This window comes from Williamsia muralis (assembly GCF_051487485.1).
In the GTDB taxonomy this organism is placed as follows: Bacteria; Actinomycetota; Actinomycetes; order Mycobacteriales; family Mycobacteriaceae; genus Williamsia; species Williamsia muralis_B.
The window spans coordinates 252,032-269,620 of the sequence record NZ_JAHVCV010000002.1 but is presented as its reverse complement, the minus strand read 5'-3'; the positions used below and the strand labels follow the sequence as shown (position 1 = coordinate 269,620).

Sequence of the window (17,589 nt, the reverse complement as noted above, 5' to 3'; positions counted from 1 at the left end):
GATCACGGCAGTCCCAGGCGTTTACCGAGCCATGGCATCTCCAATTTCAGGCCTGCTGACCACACGGCGAACGAATGTCCGCCCGGGACGGTGTCGAAGTGGACGTCCATGCCGGCAGCCTGTGCGGCTTGGTAGACCTGCTGCAGACCGGGCCGGTATTCCGCATCGTCCTTGCCCACGACAAAGGCGCCGGCCACCTGGGGGTACTTCTTCGATTTCATCAGGTCCATCGGATTGACCGCGGTGAACTTGGCCGCGTCGCCGCCGAATGCCTGGTCGATGGTTCGTTTGCGGTCACCGAGGCTGGGCTCGAGTTGACCCGACATGTCCAGGAACGTCGGATACACCTCGGGGTGATTGGTGGTCATCTGCAACGAGCAGGTACCGCCGTACGACAACCCGCCGATGGCCCATCCCGACGAGTCGGTCTCGACCTGCAAGGTGTTCTTCACCCAGGTGGGCACATCCACCGACAGGTAGGTCGAGACGTTGCCGAGGTTGGAATCCATACACAGTGGATTGGCGAGTTCGTCGCCGGTGGCATCGGCGACCACAACAACGGGCGACAGTCCCTCGTTGGCGGCAGCGTATTGATCCATCGTCTGCGTCAACCGGCCGCCGACGAGCCAGTCTTCCGGCGATCCCGGTTGGCCGGCCATCAGCACCAGCACCGGCAGCAACGGACGGGGTTCGGCGAAGTAGGCGGGTGGTAGATAGACCTTGGCCGGCCGGGCGTTGAACTTCGAGACCTCACCCGGGATGGGCGAGGTGATCACGCCGCCCTGTGACGGCAGGCCCGCGGGCTTGCGCCATTTGTCCAGCTCCACGGTCTTGATGTCAGTGCTGCGTGCCTCGTCGATGGACACGGTCCTGACGTTGTTGATCCCGAAGACCGAGCCGACCGTCGGGTATTCGTCGAAGTGGTCGTTGATCTGGGCGAGAGCCATCACCACCGCGAAGACCGTCGCCAAGACCGTGATGATCCGGGCGGCCACCCCCCGGCCACGGATGAGCCTCGGAATGAACAGCAGCAGTGCGAACACCGCTGCGCCGCCCCACATGTAATTGGACGCCGGGATGGGGTCCGAGAACAGTTTCCAGACGTCTTCGATCAGCCATTTCGACAGCAACACCAGAAGAAGGCTGACGATCGCGGCAATCGGTACAACAACAAGAAGGTAGGTCTTCTGGGGCAGCATGATCAGCCACAACAGCCCCAGGATGCCGAGCAGGAGGATGGCCCACGGCAATGGTCCGTCGAGCACCGATATGTCCCACAGCCAGTCCATGTACGTCCTTCGGGAGGATGGACCCGAGAGTGGAGCCCGCATCGAAACCTACAGCGAAATGCGAGGTGTCACGTGTGTACGAGTCAAAAAAGCGTGTTTGCAGATCGAACCGTGACCAGCGGGGCCCGCTACGGGGTTTTCACATGAATCGCGGTGAACAAGTGGGAGTGACCCCGGTGGTGGAGGACATACGGATCGAACGTATCAAAGGCGTCCCAACCGACGCATCCCCCTCGACTCCTTGAGCTTGACGCTCGAGAACTTCAAGAGTTCGCACAGCGTAACCCATAACTTCACCTGTTGTCAGTGCGAGCGCAAGAATTGGCACTTCACCAGCGACTTCTGTGTATCCGCGCGCGGCAAGTACCCTGTAGCACTATGTGTGGAATCGTCGGATACGTGGGCAGACGCGACGCCCTCGAGGTTGTCGTGGAAGCCCTGCGCCGGATGGAATACCGCGGGTACGACTCCGCTGGTGTGGCAATCCTAGACGGCGCCGGACATGCCGCAGTCGAGAAGAAGGCCGGGCGGCTGGAGAACCTCGACAAGGAGCTGGCCACCATCGGCCGCGAAGCATTCGTGGGCTCGACCGGTATGGGGCATACGCGCTGGGCCACCCACGGACGGCCGACCGACCGAAATGCGCACCCGCACACCAGCCTCGACGGCAAGATCGCCGTGGTCCACAACGGCATCATCGAGAACTTCGCGGTCCTGCGGGAAGAGGTGGAGAAGGCCGGCATCGAGTTCTCGTCCGACACGGACACCGAGACCGCCGTCCACCTGATGGCTCTGCAGTACGCCAGTGGTTCGACGGCGGGCAACTTCGTCGACAGCGCATATGCGGTGCTGGGCCGGCTCGAGGGTGCGTTCACGCTTGTGTTCACGCACGCGGACCACCCCGACACCATCGTGGCCGCGCGCCGGTCCACTCCACTGGTGGTGGGTGTGGGCGAGGGCGAGATGTTCGTCGGCTCCGACGTCGCCGCATTCATCGAACACACCCGTGAGGCTGTTGAACTCGGTCAGGACCAGGTGGTCGTGATCACCGCCGACGACTACGCGATCACCGATTTCGAAGGCAACGAAGAATCCGGCAGGCCTTTCCACATCGACTGGGATCTGGCGGCTGCCGAAAAGGGCGGCCACGACTTCTTCATGCTCAAGGAGATCGCCGAGCAGCCACAGGCTCTCGCCGACACCCTGCTCGGTCACTTCGAGAACGGCCGGATCATCCTCGACGAGCAGCGACTCACCGACGACGACCTGCGCGACATCGACAAGGTGTTCGTGGTCGCCTGCGGTACCGCTTACCACGCGGGGTTGCTCGCCAAGTACGCCATCGAACACTGGACGCGTCTGCCGGTCGAGGTCGAGTTGGCCAGCGAATTCCGTTACCGCGACCCGGTTCTCGATCGTTCCACCCTTGTGGTTGCCATCTCGCAGTCGGGCGAGACCGCCGACACATTGGAAGCGGTCCGGCACGCCAAGGAACAGAAGGCCCGGGTCTTGGCCATCTGCAACACCAATGGTGCGCAGATCCCCCGAGAATCCGACGCCGTGCTCTACACCCACGCCGGACCGGAGATCGGGGTGGCGTCCACCAAGTGTTTCCTCGCCCAGATCGCAGCGACTTACCTGGTGGGGCTGGCGCTCGCACAGGCCAGGGGTACGAAGTATCCCGATGAGGTGGCACGCGAATACGCTGCGCTCGAAGCGATGCCGGCCGCGGTCGCCAAAGTTCTCGAGACGGTCGAGCCGGTGCGTGCACTGGCCCGCGACCTGGCCGACCGGGGGACCGTCCTGTTCCTCGGGCGTCACGTCGGATACCCCGTCGCGCTCGAGGGCGCACTCAAACTCAAAGAGCTCGCGTACATGCACGCCGAGGGCTTTGCTGCCGGCGAGCTCAAGCACGGGCCGATCGCGCTGATCGAAGACGGCGTTCCGGTCATCATCGTGATGCCCTCACCGACGGGGCGGGCGTTGCTGCACTCGAAGATGGTCAGCAACATCCGGGAGATCCAGGCACGTGGAGCGACCACCATCGTCATCGCGGAGGAAGGTGACGAGTCGGCACGGGGTGTCGCCGACCACCTGATAGTGATCCCGCAGACGCCCACGTTGCTGCAGCCACTGGTTTCGACTGTGCCCCTGCAGGTCTTCGCTGCGGCTGTCGCCCAGGCGCGCGGGTACGACGTGGACAAGCCGCGCAACCTGGCCAAGTCCGTCACCGTCGAATAGGCCGCGCGGGGCGATGATCGACTACTTCACCGCCGACTCGATCCGGGCCGCCGAGGCGGCTACCGGAGATCTGTTGGCGCGCGGGGTGTTGATGGGTCGTGCAGCTCGCGCTGTCGCGGATGTGGTTGCGGCGGAACTGGTGTCACGATCGGGAAGTTGTTACGGACGCACGGTCGGTGTGCTTGCCGGAGCCGGCGATAATGGGGCGGACGCTTTGTTCGCGGGCGCGCTACTACGCCGGCGGGGCGTCGACGTGCGGGCTGTCCTGCTTGCCGGCGACCGCACTCACACAAACGGTCTCGCCGCATTCCGCGGCGCCGGCGGGCGTATCACCGACAGCTTTTCGCCCGACGTCGATGTGGTGATCGACGGCATCGTGGGGCTGAGCGGTTCTGGACCATTGCGCCCGGAAGCGGCTCGGATCGTCGGTGAGCTCACCGCGCCCATCGTGGCAGTGGACATCCCGTCGGGGGTCGATGCGGACACCGGGCAGGTCAATGACCCGGCCGTGCGTGCCGCGGTGACAGTGACATTCGGCGAATACCGGGTGGCTCACGTGCTCGCCGCACCGCAGTGTGGCCGGATCGTGTTGGCTGACATAGGGATCAAGGCTCACCGCCCGGCCTTGCGGCAGTTGAGCAACGCCGAGGTGGCTGCGATGTGGCCGGTGCCCGGACCGTCGGACGACAAATACAGCCAGGGAGTGGTCGGTGTCGTTGCGGGCTCGGCGCGCTATCCAGGGGCCGGCGTGTTGTGCAGTGGGGCGGCTGTCGCCGCCACCTCAGGAATGGTCCGGTACGTCGGAACCGCGGCGTCGCAGGTGCTTTCACATTTCCCCGAGGTCGTCGCCAGTGATGAGCCAGAGAATGCGGGCAAGGTGCAGGCGTGGGTCATCGGGCCCGGCGCCGGAACCGATGACACCGGGGTCAGGCGACTGCGACACGTGTTGGATTCCGACCTGCCCGTGCTTGTCGACGCGGACGGACTGACACTGTTGGCCGCCCACCGTGAGTTGGTGACCAACCGGACCGCGCCCACCTTGATCACCCCACACGCCGGCGAGTTCGCCCGGATCACCGGACAGCCCCCGGGCGTCGACCGGATCGCGGCCGTGAGGGATCTCTCGGCAGAACTGGGTGCGACCGTGCTCCTCAAGGGGCGGGCGACACTGATCGCGGATCCCTCCGGGCAGGTACTGGTGAACGACGCAGGATCGTCGTGGGCTGCCACGGCCGGCGCCGGCGACGTGTTGTCGGGTATCGCAGGCAGTCTGCTGGCTGCAGGTCTGGAGCCGTCGTATGCCGCGGCCGCGGCAGCGCGAGTACATGCGCTGGCGGCGATCGCGGCGTCTGCGGGAGGGCCGAACCACGGCGGCGGGAACGCCCCGATCGGTGCGTCGGCATTGCTGGCGGCGGTGTCGCCCACCTTGCGTGCCCTGCTCGGTGGTGTCGAGTGCGACAATGGTGGGCGATGAATTCTCCGGCGCTCGAGGCCCGCATCGACTTGTCGGCGGTTGCCCACAACATCGAGGTCCTACAGGCACACACCAACGCTGCGCTGATGCCTGTGCTGAAAGCGGACGCGTACGGTCACGGCGCCGTGCAGGTCGCTGGCGCGGTGATGAGCGCTGGTGCGGCCGAGATCGGGGTCGCGACCATCGACGAAGCGCTGGCGTTGCGCCGGGGCGGGATCGACGCGCCTCTGCTGGCCTGGCTGCATGGCAGTTCGGCGGACTTCGGTGCTGCGATCGAGGCCGATGTGCAGATCGGTGTCTCCTCACCCCGCGAGCTGACCGCGGTCGTCGAGGCGGCTCGCGCGGCGGGACGTACCGCGTCGGTCACCGTGAAGGTCGACACCGGCCTGGCGCGTAACGGGGTGGCGGCAGATGAGTGGGACGAGCTGCGGGACGGCGTCGCAGCTGCCTCTGCGGAGCAATCGATGGTGCTACGCGGAGTGATGTCCCACCTCGTGCGCGGGGACGAACCCGGCCATCCACTCAACAGCCTGCAAGGTGAACGCCTCGATGAGGCCGTGGCCGACCTGCGCCGCATCGGCGTGGGTCCGGAGGTTGTGCACATCGCGAATTCCGCGGCCACGCTCACCAGGCCCGACCTGAGCCGAGATCTCGCCAGGCCCGGCATCGCCGTGTACGGCCGATCACCTGCCCCGGACCTCGGGGACTTCGGTCTGATCCCGGTGATGACTCTCTCGGCTGAAGTCCTGTCGGTCAAGAAGATCCCGGCAGGCCAAGGTGTTTCGTACAGTCACACGTGGACCGCACCGAGCGACACCACCGTTGCGTTGTTGCCGGCCGGCTACGCGGACGGGGTCCCGCGACTGTTGTCGAACACCCTGCGGGTGCACATCAACGGCCGGAGCTTTCCGAATGTCGGACGGGTCTGTATGGACCAGATGGTCGTCGACCTCGGCGCGGACGGCGGCGGTGTCGAAGTGGGCGATCGCGCAGTGCTGTTCGGGACGGGCGACCATGGTGGACCCACCGCTCTCGAGTGGGCCGAGGCCATCGGCACCATCGACTACGAGATCGTGTCCGGCATCCGCGGGCGGGCGGTGCGGACGTATGTCGGTGCTCCTGCGCCTATTCCGAACGGCCGCCACACACCCGTCGCGACGGGACCCGGCTGATGGAACGCACGGGACGCTGGGAGATCTTGGCCGGTACCGCCGGCATCGCGACTCTGGGCGCTCTCGCCGTGGGGGCGGCAGCGCGTTCGCTGACGCGGCGACACCCCACCACCGACCCCAACTCCATCGAGGACTTCGGGTCGATCTATGACGATCGCCCGAGCATCGTGGTCGCCGATGATGGTGTGCCGCTGGCTGTTCGGGAAGTCGGTCCAGGAGATGCGCCGCTCACCGTCGTCTTTGTCCACGGCTTCTGCCTACGCATGTCCACGTGGCACTTCCAGCGCCGCGATCTCGCGCAGACGTGGGGTGACGACGTCCGGATGGTCTTCTTCGATCACCGGGGGCACGGTGAGTCCGCGCAGGCAGCCGCTGGCTCGTGCACCATCACGCAGATGGCCGCAGACCTCGAAACCGTTCTGCGCGTTGTGGTTCCGAATGGACCCGTGGTGCTGGTGGGGCACTCGATGGGTGGCATGGCAATCATGGCGTTGGCAAGCAGACGGCCGGAACTGTTCGGTTCGAAGGTGGTCGGCGCCGGATTCGTGGCGAGCGCGGCCCACGGGATCACGCAGGCCGGGTTGGGACGTGGACTGCAGAACCCGCTGGTCGACGCCTTCAGGCTGTCCGTCCGGCAGGCCCCGCGAGCGGTGGAGGCAGGCCGGGGCGTCACGAGGATGCTGATGGCCCCGGTGCTGACCGCGGGCAGTTTCGGCTCTACCTACCACTCACCCGCCGTGATCGAGTTCACCGAATCGGTCATTCAGAACACCAGGATCGACACGGTCGTCAACTTCTTGCGTGCTCTCGAGGAGCACGACGAGACCTCCGGGCTGCCGGTGCTCTCCGCGATCCCGACGATGGTCGTGTGCGGCTACGAAGACAAGGTCACGCCGGTGGCGAACTCGGTGGAACTGCACAACCGTCTGGGCAAGAACTGCGAGCTGATCGGCGTTGCCGAGTGCGGCCACATGGTGATGATGGAGAACCCACCGGCAGTCAACGACGCGATCAGCGGGCTCGTCGGGCGGGTCCAGCGACCGTGACATCCGACGACCAGGCGGGATTCGAGCAGGAGATCCTGCCGACGGTGCAGGACACCGAGGCGTTCGGACGTAGCCTGGCTGCCGGCCTGGGCGCGGGTGACCTGGTGATCCTCGACGGGCCACTCGGCGCGGGCAAGACCGCCCTCGCGCGGGGGATCGGGGCAGGTCTAGGCGTCCAGGGTCGCGTCACCTCACCCACGTTCATCATCGCGCGGGAGCACCGGCCCGGACCGGGAGGTGGACCGGCGATGGTTCACGTCGACGCCTATCGGCTGGGTGGCCTGGAGGAACTCGACGCCCTCGACCTCGACACCGACCTCACCGACTCCGTGGTTGTCGTCGAATGGGGGGAGGGCGTGGCGGAACGGCTGAGCGGACGTCATCTGCTCGTTCGCCTGCGCCGAGACCTCGACACCGACGAGCGCACCGTCAACTATGGCTGGGTCACCCGCGGCTGACGCAGTCGGCGACATCCGCTCGCCACGGCGCGTCGGCCGTCACGGGTAGGCTTGCTGATCGTGCTTGTCCTCGCAGTCGATACCGCAACGCCCGAGGTCGTGACCGGGATCGTGGAACTCGATACCGGCACGGCCGGATCACCGCCCGGCCGCCTCGCCGTGCGGTCCGAACGTGTGGAGACCACCACGCGGGGCCACGCGGAAATCCTCACCACCCGAATCCTGGAATGCCTCGAAGAGGCGGGCGTCGCCAGGGCAGATCTGGACGCAGTTGTGGTGGGACAAGGTCCCGGACCGTTCACCGGACTGCGTGTCGGGCTGGCCACCGGCGCTGCCTTCGCCGATGCGCTGGGCGTCGATGTCCACGGCGTGTGCTCGCTGGACGCGATCGCGGTCGCGGCAAGCGACGTCGACTCCCTTCTTGTTGTCACCGACGCCCGCCGTCGGGAGGTCTACTGGGCGCGGTACACACGTGGCGCCCGTACCGACGGTCCCGACGTCATGGCTCCCGCCGATCTCGCTGCCGCGCTCGAGCACGCAGAGGCGACCTCGCCGGGCTCGGTGGCCATCGACGCGATTGCTGGATCTCCCGCTCATACCGCGCTTTTCGACTACCCGGTGCTCACCGCTACGGCTCCCACGGCCATCGGACTGGTTCAGGTGGCGTTGCCAGGACTCCTGTCGAGGACGCCGCCCGCGCCGTTGACGCCGCTGTACCTTCGTCGACCGGATGCCGTGGAACTCAAGGATCGCAAGAAATGACCTCGTCGAAAGTGGAGATCGGACCACTTCTCCCTCGCGACGCGTCCCGCTGCGCCGCAATCGAGAGCCTGCTGTTCGCGGGCGACTCGCCGTGGCCGGCGCAAGCGTTTCGTGCCGAGATCTCGACACCACACAACCACTACTTCGCGGCCCGTGACGGCGACGACCTGGTCGGCTACGCGGGTATCTCCGTGCTCGGACCGGCGGGCGACCACGAGTGTGAGATCCACACGATCGCCGTCACCCCGGACCATCAGGGACACGGTCACGGACGGGAGCTGCTCGCGGTTCTGCTCGAGATCGCGGACAAGCGCAGGGCGCCGGTGTTCCTCGAGGTGCGTACCGACAACGAGGCGGCCATCAACTTGTACCGCCGCAACGGTTTTGAGATCGTCGGAACCCGAAAGGGCTACTACCAGCCCAGCGGGGCAGACGCGTACACGATGCGGCGTGAGCAGAGAGCAGCCCCGCCCGAGGGAGGCCGACCATGATCGTCCTGGGTATCGAGAGTTCTTGTGACGAAACAGGTGTGGGAATCGTCCGGTGGAACGCCGACCGTACGACCACACTGCTGGCCGACGAGGTGGCGTCCAGTGTCGATGAGCATGCTCGCTACGGGGGAGTGGTGCCCGAAGTCGCATCCCGCGCACATCTGGAAGCCATCGTCCCCACCATGCGGCGGGCGCTCGCGACCGCGGACATCCGAGTGCCCGACGCCGTGGCGGTGACCATCGGTCCGGGACTTGCCGGTGCACTGCTCGTAGGGGTTGCGGCAGCGAAAGCCTATGCGGCTGCGTGGGATGTGCCGCTGTACGCGGTGAACCACCTCGGCGGTCACGTTGCGGTCGACACCCTCGAACACGGCCCGATGCCGCCCTGCGTGGCGCTGTTGGTGTCGGGCGGGCACACACACCTGTTGCACGTCGACGACCTCGGTGCGCCCATCGTGGAGTTGGGTACGACGGTCGACGACGCCGCCGGTGAAGCGTTCGACAAGGTGGCCCGCTTGCTGGGCCTCGGTTTCCCAGGTGGACCGGCACTCGATGCGGCTGCAGCACAGGGAAATTCGAACGCCATCCGGTTTCCCAGGGGCATGACCGGTCCACGAGATGCGCGGCACGACTTCTCGTTCAGCGGTCTCAAGACTGCGGTTGCGCGATACGTGGAGCAATGCCGCCGTGATGGTGTCGAACCGAACGTCGCGGATATCGCGGCGTCTTTTCAGGAAGCGGTGGCCGACGTATTGACCATGAAGGCCGTGCGGGCCTGCCGAGACGTCGGTGTGGACACCTTGGTGCTGGGCGGCGGCGCGACCGCGAACTCGAGAATCCGGTCGCTTGCGCGAGAACGCTGTGAGGACGCCGGGATCACACTGAGGGTTCCGAAGCCGCGGTTGTGCACCGACAACGGCGTGATGATCGCGACCCTGGGTGCTCACGTCATAGCCGGTGGGGCAGCCCCGTCAGATCTGACGGTGGCCACCGACCCGGGTCTGTCGGTACAGGTCAGCAATTACTGACCCGCGTTCAGCTATGCGGGTCTTGATTCACTTCGATTGCGCCGCAGATCGATCCGGATGAATTGCATTCGGCTTCGGCACGGAGGATGGCGCGTTGTACGGGCTTGGCCGCCTCGTACCTGGCTCGCCCCTCGTCGGTGAGCTGCGTGAAGACTGAGCGGCGGTCTTGGGGACACATGGATCGGCATGCCAATCCGTCTTTCTCGAGCCCGGCCACGAGCCGGGACAGGGCGCTCTGACTCAGGTGGACTGATCCGGCGAGCTCGCTCATCCGGAGTTTGCAGTCGTCCGCGGCCGAGAGGAGCTCGAGAACCTCGAACTCGCTACTCGAGATCTGTTGTGCTGCTTGTAATTCCCGGTCCAAGTCACACTGGAGGCGGTGGTATCGCACCGACAGCGAATGCCAGGCCTGGGCCAGGTCATCATCGCTTCGGTGCGGGGTGGACATGGGGGCATCGTATCAGATGCAACCACATTATGTTCGCCTGCATTTTATGTAGACACATTAGATGCATATGCATATAGTTCTGGACCATGACGGTTGAAACCACACCCGAAGACCCGAAGATCCAAGAACCCAGAACGAAGAAAGAGAAGGATTTGATGGCCGGCGACCCGCCGGCCACCGAGCACGTCACGTCTGCCGGCGGATGGACCCGCAAGACCTGGTTGTTGCTGGTGGTTCTTGCCGGCGCGCTGTTCCTCGACGGGCTCGACGTCTCGATGGTGGGAGTTGCGCTCCCCTCGATGGGCTCCGAACTCGCCATGGACCAGGCGCAGCTGCAGTGGATCGTCAGCGGATACGTCCTCGGCTATGGCGGTCTGCTGCTACTGGGAGGAAGAGCCAGCGATCTGCTCGGTCGTCGCAGGGTGTTCCTCACGGCACTGGCCGTATTCGGCGTCGCCTCCGTCGTCAGTGCGGCGACCGAAATCGACACCCTGATCATCGCGCTGCGCTTCGTCAAAGGCGTGGCCGCGGCCTTCACGGTGCCCGCAGGCCTGTCGATCATCACCACGACCTTCGCCGAGGGGCCGGCCCGCAACAAAGCACTGTCGATCTACACCGTGTGCGGTGCCAGCGGGTTCTCCCTGGGCCTCGTCTTCGGTGGGCTGCTCACCGAATTGTCATGGCGCGCAACACTGATCTTCCCCGGTCCCGTTGCGCTGCTGCTACTCGTGGTGGGTGCCCGGGTGATCGCGAAGTCGCCCCGCGTGCCGTTCAACTGGTCGCACTTCGACGTCATCGGCGCGGTCACGAGTACATCTGCACTGTTGATCCTCGTGTTCGCGGTGGTGCAGGCGCCTGAGGTCGGCTGGGCAGCGACGTCGACCATCGTCATGTTTGTCATCGCAGGTCTACTCGCTGCGGCCTTCATCGCGGTGGAGGTGCGGCACAAACACCCCCTGCTCCGCCTGGGGATCCTGCGGTCGATCACGCTCGTGCATGCCAACCTGGCGGCCGCGGCGATGTTCGGTGGCTATGTGGCCTTCCAGTTCGTCGTCACGCTGTACCTGCAGAACTCTCTGGGATGGTCGCCGATCGAGATGGCACTCGGGTTCCTGCCCGCCGGTGTGCTCGTGGTGGCCAGCGCGTTCTTCATGGACCGGGTGCTCGACCGCGTGAGCACCAAGCTGCTCATCGCGGGCGGTTTCGTGGCGTTCCTCATCGGATACCTGTGGTTCCTCCGCGTGGAACCGGGGATGAACTACTTCGTCTTCCTGCTACCGACCATCCTGTTCCTCGGCATCGGGTTCGCGGCCACGTTCCCCTCGGTCAACTCCCAGGCCACCGCCGGTGTGTCGGACGACGAGCAGGGGCTGGCCTCAGGGCTGGTCAACACCAGCATCCAGATCGGTGGTGCGCTGATGATGGCGGTGATCACCGCCATCCTCGGCAGTGCCGAACCCGGGCGTCCGGGGGAGTTGATCGGCGGCATGGTCCCGGCCATCACGGTGATCGCAGTTCTGACCGTGGTCGCCCTGGTGTCGACGCTGGGCCTGATCGCATGGGAGCGTCGTCGCGACCGCACCGTAGCGACGAAGGTATCCGTCCCGGTATGAGAAGTTCGCACACTCTCACCTTGAGTGCTGGCACTCGCATGTATAGAGTGCTAGTCGGCACCCAGTGAGGTTCCGGCACCCGCGACGACGGGACCGATCCAGGCGCCGTATACGTTCCGAACAGCTAACAGGGCCCGGTCTTCGGGCCCGAACTACCCCGAAAGTGGAGGGCTCACATCGTGGCGAGCGTGAACATCAAGCCGCTCGAGGACAAGATCCTCGTTCAGGCCAATGAGGCCGAGACGACGACCGCGTCCGGCCTGGTCATCCCCGACACGGCCAAGGAAAAGCCGCAAGAGGGCACCGTCGTCGCCGTTGGCGAAGGACGCGTGAACGAGCAGGGCAACCGGATCCCGGTCGACGTCAAAGAAGGCGACACCGTCATCTACAGCAAGTACGGCGGCACCGAGATCAAGTACTCCGGCGAGGAGTACCTGATCCTGTCGGCGCGTGACGTGCTGGCAGTCATCTCCAAGTAACTCTGGTTCGACACCGCCCCGGCGTCCCCATGCGGGGTAGCCGGGGCGGCTGTCGTTTCATCACCCGACCAAAATCTTAGGAGCCACACACATGGCCAAGCAGATCGAATTCAATGAGCAGGCCCGGCGCTCGCTGGAGCGAGGGGTCAATCACCTCGCCGACGCGGTGAAGGTGACTCTTGGACCCCGCGGCCGCCACGTGGTGCTGGCCAAGGCGTTCGGCGGTCCGACCGTGACCAACGACGGCGTCACCATCGCCCGAGAGATCGACCTGGAAGACCCGTTCGAGAACCTCGGCGCCCAGCTCGTGAAGTCTGTCGCCACCAAGACGAACGACGTGGCCGGCGACGGTACAACCACAGCCACCGTCCTGGCGCAGGCGATCGTCAAGGCCGGACTCCGCAACGTCGCAGCAGGGGCCAACCCGATCGCGCTCGGCCTGGGAATCTCCAAGGCCGCCGACGCGCTCTCCGAGTCGCTGCTCGCCGCTGCCACCCCGGTGGAAGGTGCTGAAGCGATCGCACAGGTCGCCACCGTGTCCTCCCGTGACGCAGAGGTCGGCGAGATGGTCGGCAAGGCCATGGCCCGGGTCGGCGCCGATGGTGTCGTCACCGTGGAGGAAAGCTCAGGACTCGTCACCGACCTCGAGATCACCGAGGGTGTGCAGTTCGACAAGGGATACCTGTCGCCGTACTTCGTCACCGACATCGACAGCCAGGAAGCCGTCCTCGAAGACGCGCTGGTGCTCATCTACCGGGACAAGATCAGCTCGCTGCCCGACTTCCTGCCGCTTCTGGAGAAGATCGCCGAATCCGGCAAGCCCGTTCTGATCATCGCCGAAGATGTTGAAGGCGAAGCGCTTTCGACCCTGGTGGTCAACTCGATCCGTAAGACGATCCGCGCTGTCGCGGTCAAGGCGCCGTTCTTCGGCGACCGTCGCAAGGCGTTCCTGGAGGACCTCGCGATCGTCACCGACGGCACCGTCATCACCGCCGACATCGGCATCACCCTGGCCGACGCCGGGCTCGAACTGCTCGGCGGCGCACGTCGGATCGTCGTCACCAAGGACGCCACGACGATCGTCGATGGTTCGGGAACCTCCGATGCCATCGCGAACCGCGCCGACCAGCTCCGTCGCGAGATCGAGGCAAGCGATTCCGACTGGGATCGGGAAAAGCTCGCCGAACGCCTGGCCAAGCTGGCCGGCGGGGTGGCAGTGATCCGGGTCGGCGCAGCCACCGAGACCGCCCTCAAGGAGCGCAAGCACCGCGTGGAAGACGCCGTCGCGGCAGCGAAGGCAGCTGTGGAAGAAGGCATCGTGCCCGGCGGCGGTTCGGCGATCGTGCAGGCTGCCGCTGCGGTCCTCGATGATCTCGCCGACAGCCTCGAGGGTGATGAGGCGCTGGGTGTACGCGTGGTCAAGCAGTCCGCTCAGGCGCCGCTGTTCTGGATCGCGGCCAACGCCGGAACCGACGGGGCCGTGGTGGTCTCCAAGGTTGCCGAACTCCCGCGCGGCCACGGTTTCAATGCCGGCACCCTGACCTACGGCGATCTGCTCGCCGACGGCGTGGTGGACCCGGTGAAGGTGACCCGCTCGGCCATCGTCAACGCCGCCTCGGTGGCGCGGATGATCCTGACCACCGAGAGCACCATCACCGACAAGCCGGCCGAGTCCGAGGCCGACCACGGCCATGGTCACGGTCACGGACACGCGCACTAGTTGTTGCCCGACCTCGAACGCCCCGGCCCCACGGCCGGGGCGTTTGTCGTTCACCGGTTGTTCGGGTGGTGTTTCTCGTATTTGTCTTGACAACAAAAGCGAGGAGCCGATATCAGGCGTCCTCGCTTTTGTGGAGATTCAATTGTTTGAGATTGAAATCCAATTCTGTTTTGTTTCTTCGTTGGATTTCGTGGTGCTGCAAACGATCAGCTCGCGATGCGGCGTCCGACTCCGCGCTTCATCAGCATTCCGCGCTCGGACTCGGACAGGCCGCCCCAAATGCCGTATGGCTCAGCGACCGCCAGTGCGTGTTCGCGACATTGAGCCACCACGGGGCATTGGTGGCACAGTTCTTTCGCGCGACGTTCCCGCTGGGCACGGGCACGGCCACGCTCGCCGTCCGGGTGGAAGAACATTGATGAGTCGACACCGCGGCACAAGCCCTTCATCTGCCAATCCCAGATGTCGGCATTCGGTCCGGGAAGGTGGTTCGGCTGAGGCATCTGCGTGCTCCTCTGTGACGTGCCGGTGAGGCGTAATTGTGACTGACTTGTCGAGACCGCGTTGTTTTCGACGTCCAGCACACCGTATGCAAAGCGAGGAAATGGAGTCAACAGGCACCGATTCCGCCAATTGAAGACGCGAACTTCGGGCGATGTTAACCATTTGTTTATCGACGCCCTGTTGTTTTGTGATGGCGACCGACGTCGAGGCATGGTGAATGCGGACCGCATCTGTGCACGTCAGGGGCCATTCGAGTGCTGTCGCCCGGGCTAGCGGTGGTTTGAGAACCGTGTATCGAGGGAAAACGCGGAAGTGCTGCAATTTACCCGCAGGAAATGTTCCGGTGACCTCAGATTGACGTCAGGGCGACTTTTGAGCCGGTTTCAGTAAGTTAAATTCACGCTAACTTGGTTACCGCGCCGTGATGTGAGGAGGGCGATGCAGGTCACACTACCCGCGATCGCCTTCGGCGGCAGTGCGGGCGAGTACCCACTTCCCCTGGCTGTCGACGGTTGGGACAGGTGGTTTCGCGCTGTCGCGCTGGGCAGCAGCGGCCACTATGCCGCAGCCGCGACCGAGTTGCGCCGGATCACCACCACCAGCACCGACGTCGTTCTCCTATCCCTCGCCGCGAGTACGCGCGCCGCGCATCTACGACAGGGCGGACAGCACTTTCGCGCCGTTCACCATGACGCACATGCTCTGGCCCTGCTCGCCACCCCGGTGGCAGGGTCCGATGCCGCCGCGATCGCCGGACCCCGGGTGTCTGCCTGGTGCGACGCACTCACCGGTCTGGCCGCCGACGATCTCGGACGGGGGATGTTCGGTGCCGCCACGCGATTGCTGGACAGGGTCGACGCCCTACTGATCGACGCGCATGAACGCACCGAGGGCAGCGAATGGGTATGGCACGGCCGGCCGGCCCTGCGCTCACTGTGGGTCCGGGCCGAACTCGCGATGTACACCGGTGACCCAGACACCGCACAAGAACACTCGTCGGCAGCCCTCGCCGTGGTCAGGGGATGTCCTTCGCAACGGCATCTCATCAAGACCGAACTGATCGCTGCCGCGGCCGCCGCAAGCGCCGGGGAGACGTCGCGCGCCATCGAGAGAGCCCAACGGGTCGGTGATGCGGCAGCATCCGCTGGTCAACTGCCGCTCTGGTGGGCATCGGCCATGTTGCTCGAAGCACTCGGCGCCGGCGGATCGCCGAGTGCGGCCGATCTGAGGCACGAACTGGCCGCTCGCGGCGGTGCGATGCGCTAGCGGCGAGAACGCGAGGCCGTTCGCTGGCTAAGCTACTAGCGACTTACCGCCGGGGGTATGGCCTCCGCGCGGCCGGCACCAATCGGCGAAGGTAACGCGGAGACGTCTACGAGCGATGATTTTTACAGGTGAAGAGTTGGACCGGGTTGTCTCTGCCGCAGCGCAGGGCGACCGATCGGCTCTCTCCGACGTACTCGAAAGTGTCCGCCCCCTGGTTGTGCGCTATTGCAGGGCCAGGGTCGGAGGTGGTGAGCGGCATTCGCTCTCCGCCGACGACGTAGCGCAGGAGGTCTGCATGGCCGTCATGACAGCTCTGCCCCGGTACCAAGACCAGGGCAGACCGTTCATGGCGTTCGTCTACGGCATCGCCGCCCACAAGGTTGCCGATGCTCATCGAGCGGCGGGTCGTAACAAGGCCGAGCCGGTGGATGAGATGCCCGAGCGGATGGCCGTCGACGACGGACCCGAACAGCGGGCACTGGACTCCGACGCGGGCCGTCGCATGAACGAACTGTTGTCGACGCTCCCGGACAAGCAGCGTGAGGTGCTGGTGCTCCGACTGGTTGTCGGGCTGTCGGCCGAAGAGACCGCGTCCGCTGTGGGGAGCACGGCGGGAGCGGTGCGGGTGGCTCAACACAGGGCACTCGCGAAACTGAAGACCGAGATCGAGAAGGGTAGGTGAGGGCGATGGGTGACAGGCGCGATCGACGTGGTGGCAAGGGGTTCGGTGATGAATCCGACGAGCGTTTCCAGAGCGTGCCCTCATCGGCATCCGAGGCGATCGACGAAGACTCCATCCCGGTGAACCTCGGCGCGGTTCGTGCCGACGACGAGTTCATCGACGCTCTGGTGTCCCAGCGCGGAGTGCCTGCGCATTCGCCTGTGGACCACGAACTCGCGGCGCTGCTGTCCAATTGGCGTGCCGAGGTGACAGCTGCCCCGATGCCTGCCGGCCCGACCCTCGAAGAGGTCGAGGCGGGCATCGCTGCGCAGCGAAGGACGGCGACCCGTCGCCGGTCGCTGACCGTGGCCCGCTATACGGCCGGCGCCGCTGCAGCATGTGCGATCGTGTTCGGCGGTCTGTCGGTGGTGGCCCACGACGCCTCGCCCGGCGATCCGCTCTGGGGTGTCAAAGAAGCGATGTTCGGAGCGGATGCCTCGGCAACGCTGGCAGCCGGTGACGTCGAGACCGACCTCGATCACGCCGTCGACCTGTTGTCGACGGGTGACAAGTCCGCGGCCCAGGACTATTTGAATCGTGCGGAATCCCAGCTCGCCGATGTGACCGACACAGATAGGCGGGCCGAGCTGCAGGCGAAAATCGACCAGCTGCGTGGCTTGCTCACGGCCATCCTGCCGACCATCACTCTCCCGACGACCGTCACCATTCCGCCGTTGGAGACGCAGCTGCCACAGTTGCAGCTGCCCCCGGTGACGATCACCGAGACCCAGCAGACCGTGACGATCATCCCGTCCGAGACGACCTCGGTGTCCACGCCGCCACCGACCACCGACGAGACCGTGGTCAGTGAGCCGCCGGTGACCCCGACGACCACCTCGACCACCACCACGGTCCCGCTACCGCCGCCGGGCTGATC

General features: G+C 65.4%; 17 protein-coding genes. 14 read left to right on the top strand and 3 right to left on the bottom strand.

What is annotated here, in order from left to right; translation table 11 throughout:
• Nucleotides 1–2: 2 nt before the first annotated feature.
• Nucleotides 3–1,289, bottom strand: a complete 1,287-nt coding sequence (locus tag KXR83_RS04530) for an alpha/beta hydrolase (RefSeq protein WP_437423778.1) — start codon at nt 1,287–1,289, stop codon at nt 3–5.
• A gap of 378 nt (nt 1,290–1,667) precedes the next feature.
• Between KXR83_RS04530 and glmS the strand changes: the two genes are divergently transcribed.
• From glmS to tsaD, 8 genes are read left to right on the top strand one after another with little or no spacing between them, the layout of a single operon-like run.
• Entirely contained in the window at nt 1,668–3,530 is a 1,863-nt protein-coding gene (glmS, locus tag KXR83_RS04525; protein ID WP_437423777.1) for a glutamine--fructose-6-phosphate transaminase (isomerizing), read from the top strand.
• Nucleotides 3,531–3,543: 13 nt separating this feature from the next.
• Complete coding sequence (locus tag KXR83_RS04520; RefSeq protein WP_437423776.1) at nt 3,544–5,004, top strand: NAD(P)H-hydrate dehydratase; 1,461 nt, start codon at nt 3,544–3,546, stop codon at nt 5,002–5,004.
• Complete coding sequence (gene alr / locus KXR83_RS04515) at nt 5,001–6,176, top strand: alanine racemase (protein ID WP_437423775.1); 1,176 nt, start codon at nt 5,001–5,003, stop codon at nt 6,174–6,176. The genes KXR83_RS04520 and alr overlap by 4 nt, the downstream gene beginning before the upstream one ends.
• Nucleotides 6,176–7,222 (top strand): alpha/beta fold hydrolase, encoded by a 1,047-nt coding sequence (locus KXR83_RS04510; protein ID WP_437423774.1) that lies wholly within the window; start codon nt 6,176–6,178, stop codon nt 7,220–7,222. The genes alr and KXR83_RS04510 overlap by 1 nt, the downstream gene beginning before the upstream one ends.
• Nucleotides 7,219–7,680 (top strand): tRNA (adenosine(37)-N6)-threonylcarbamoyltransferase complex ATPase subunit type 1 TsaE, encoded by a 462-nt coding sequence (tsaE, locus tag KXR83_RS04505; RefSeq protein ID WP_437423773.1) that lies wholly within the window; start codon nt 7,219–7,221, stop codon nt 7,678–7,680. The genes KXR83_RS04510 and tsaE overlap by 4 nt, the downstream gene beginning before the upstream one ends.
• 60 nt (nt 7,681–7,740) lie before the next feature.
• Complete coding sequence (gene tsaB / locus KXR83_RS04500; protein WP_437423772.1) at nt 7,741–8,442, top strand: tRNA (adenosine(37)-N6)-threonylcarbamoyltransferase complex dimerization subunit type 1 TsaB; 702 nt, start codon at nt 7,741–7,743, stop codon at nt 8,440–8,442.
• Nucleotides 8,439–8,933 (top strand): ribosomal protein S18-alanine N-acetyltransferase, encoded by a 495-nt coding sequence (rimI, locus tag KXR83_RS04495; RefSeq protein WP_437423771.1) that lies wholly within the window; start codon nt 8,439–8,441, stop codon nt 8,931–8,933. The genes tsaB and rimI overlap by 4 nt, the downstream gene beginning before the upstream one ends.
• Entirely contained in the window at nt 8,930–9,961 is a 1,032-nt protein-coding gene (gene tsaD, locus KXR83_RS04490) for a tRNA (adenosine(37)-N6)-threonylcarbamoyltransferase complex transferase subunit TsaD (protein ID WP_437423770.1), read from the top strand. Before rimI ends, tsaD begins: the two co-directional genes overlap by 4 nt.
• A gap of 7 nt (nt 9,962–9,968) precedes the next feature.
• Here tsaD and KXR83_RS04485 read toward each other — a convergent pair whose 3' ends face one another.
• Complete coding sequence (locus tag KXR83_RS04485; RefSeq protein WP_437423769.1) at nt 9,969–10,409, bottom strand: MarR family winged helix-turn-helix transcriptional regulator; 441 nt, start codon at nt 10,407–10,409, stop codon at nt 9,969–9,971.
• Nucleotides 10,410–10,564: 155 nt separating this feature from the next.
• Between KXR83_RS04485 and KXR83_RS04480 the strand changes: the two genes are divergently transcribed.
• The 3 genes from KXR83_RS04480 to groL all read left to right on the top strand — a co-directional run bounded on the left by KXR83_RS04480 (nt 10,565) and on the right by groL (nt 14,221).
• Nucleotides 10,565–12,022, top strand: a complete 1,458-nt coding sequence (locus KXR83_RS04480; RefSeq protein WP_437424440.1) for an MFS transporter — start codon at nt 10,565–10,567, stop codon at nt 12,020–12,022.
• A gap of 179 nt (nt 12,023–12,201) precedes the next feature.
• The gene (groES, locus tag KXR83_RS04475; protein WP_030171070.1) at nt 12,202–12,501 is read left to right on the top strand and encodes a co-chaperone GroES; all 300 of its coding nucleotides are present in this window, start codon (nt 12,202–12,204) and stop codon (nt 12,499–12,501) included.
• Between the two features lie 91 nt (nt 12,502–12,592).
• Nucleotides 12,593–14,221: a chaperonin GroEL gene (gene groL / locus KXR83_RS04470; protein WP_437423768.1), complete on the top strand. Its 1,629-nt coding sequence runs from the start codon at nt 12,593–12,595 to the stop codon at nt 14,219–14,221.
• A 206-nt stretch (nt 14,222–14,427) separates the two neighbouring features.
• Here groL and KXR83_RS04465 read toward each other — a convergent pair whose 3' ends face one another.
• Nucleotides 14,428–14,724, bottom strand: a complete 297-nt coding sequence (locus KXR83_RS04465; RefSeq protein WP_031333284.1) for a WhiB family transcriptional regulator — start codon at nt 14,722–14,724, stop codon at nt 14,428–14,430.
• A 439-nt stretch (nt 14,725–15,163) separates the two neighbouring features.
• On the opposite strand from KXR83_RS04465, the gene KXR83_RS04460 reads away from it, so the two are divergent.
• The 3 genes from KXR83_RS04460 to KXR83_RS04450 all read left to right on the top strand — a co-directional run bounded on the left by KXR83_RS04460 (nt 15,164) and on the right by KXR83_RS04450 (nt 17,587).
• Nucleotides 15,164–15,991, top strand: a complete 828-nt coding sequence (locus KXR83_RS04460) for a hypothetical protein (RefSeq protein WP_437423767.1) — start codon at nt 15,164–15,166, stop codon at nt 15,989–15,991.
• A 115-nt stretch (nt 15,992–16,106) separates the two neighbouring features.
• On the top strand, nt 16,107–16,673 hold the full coding sequence (locus KXR83_RS04455) for a sigma-70 family RNA polymerase sigma factor (protein WP_099381869.1): 567 nt from the start codon (nt 16,107–16,109) through the stop codon (nt 16,671–16,673).
• A gap of 5 nt (nt 16,674–16,678) precedes the next feature.
• Nucleotides 16,679–17,587, top strand: coding sequence for an anti-sigma-D factor RsdA (locus KXR83_RS04450; RefSeq protein WP_437423766.1), 909 nt, complete (start codon nt 16,679–16,681; stop codon nt 17,585–17,587).
• Nucleotides 17,588–17,589 lie beyond the last annotated feature (2 nt).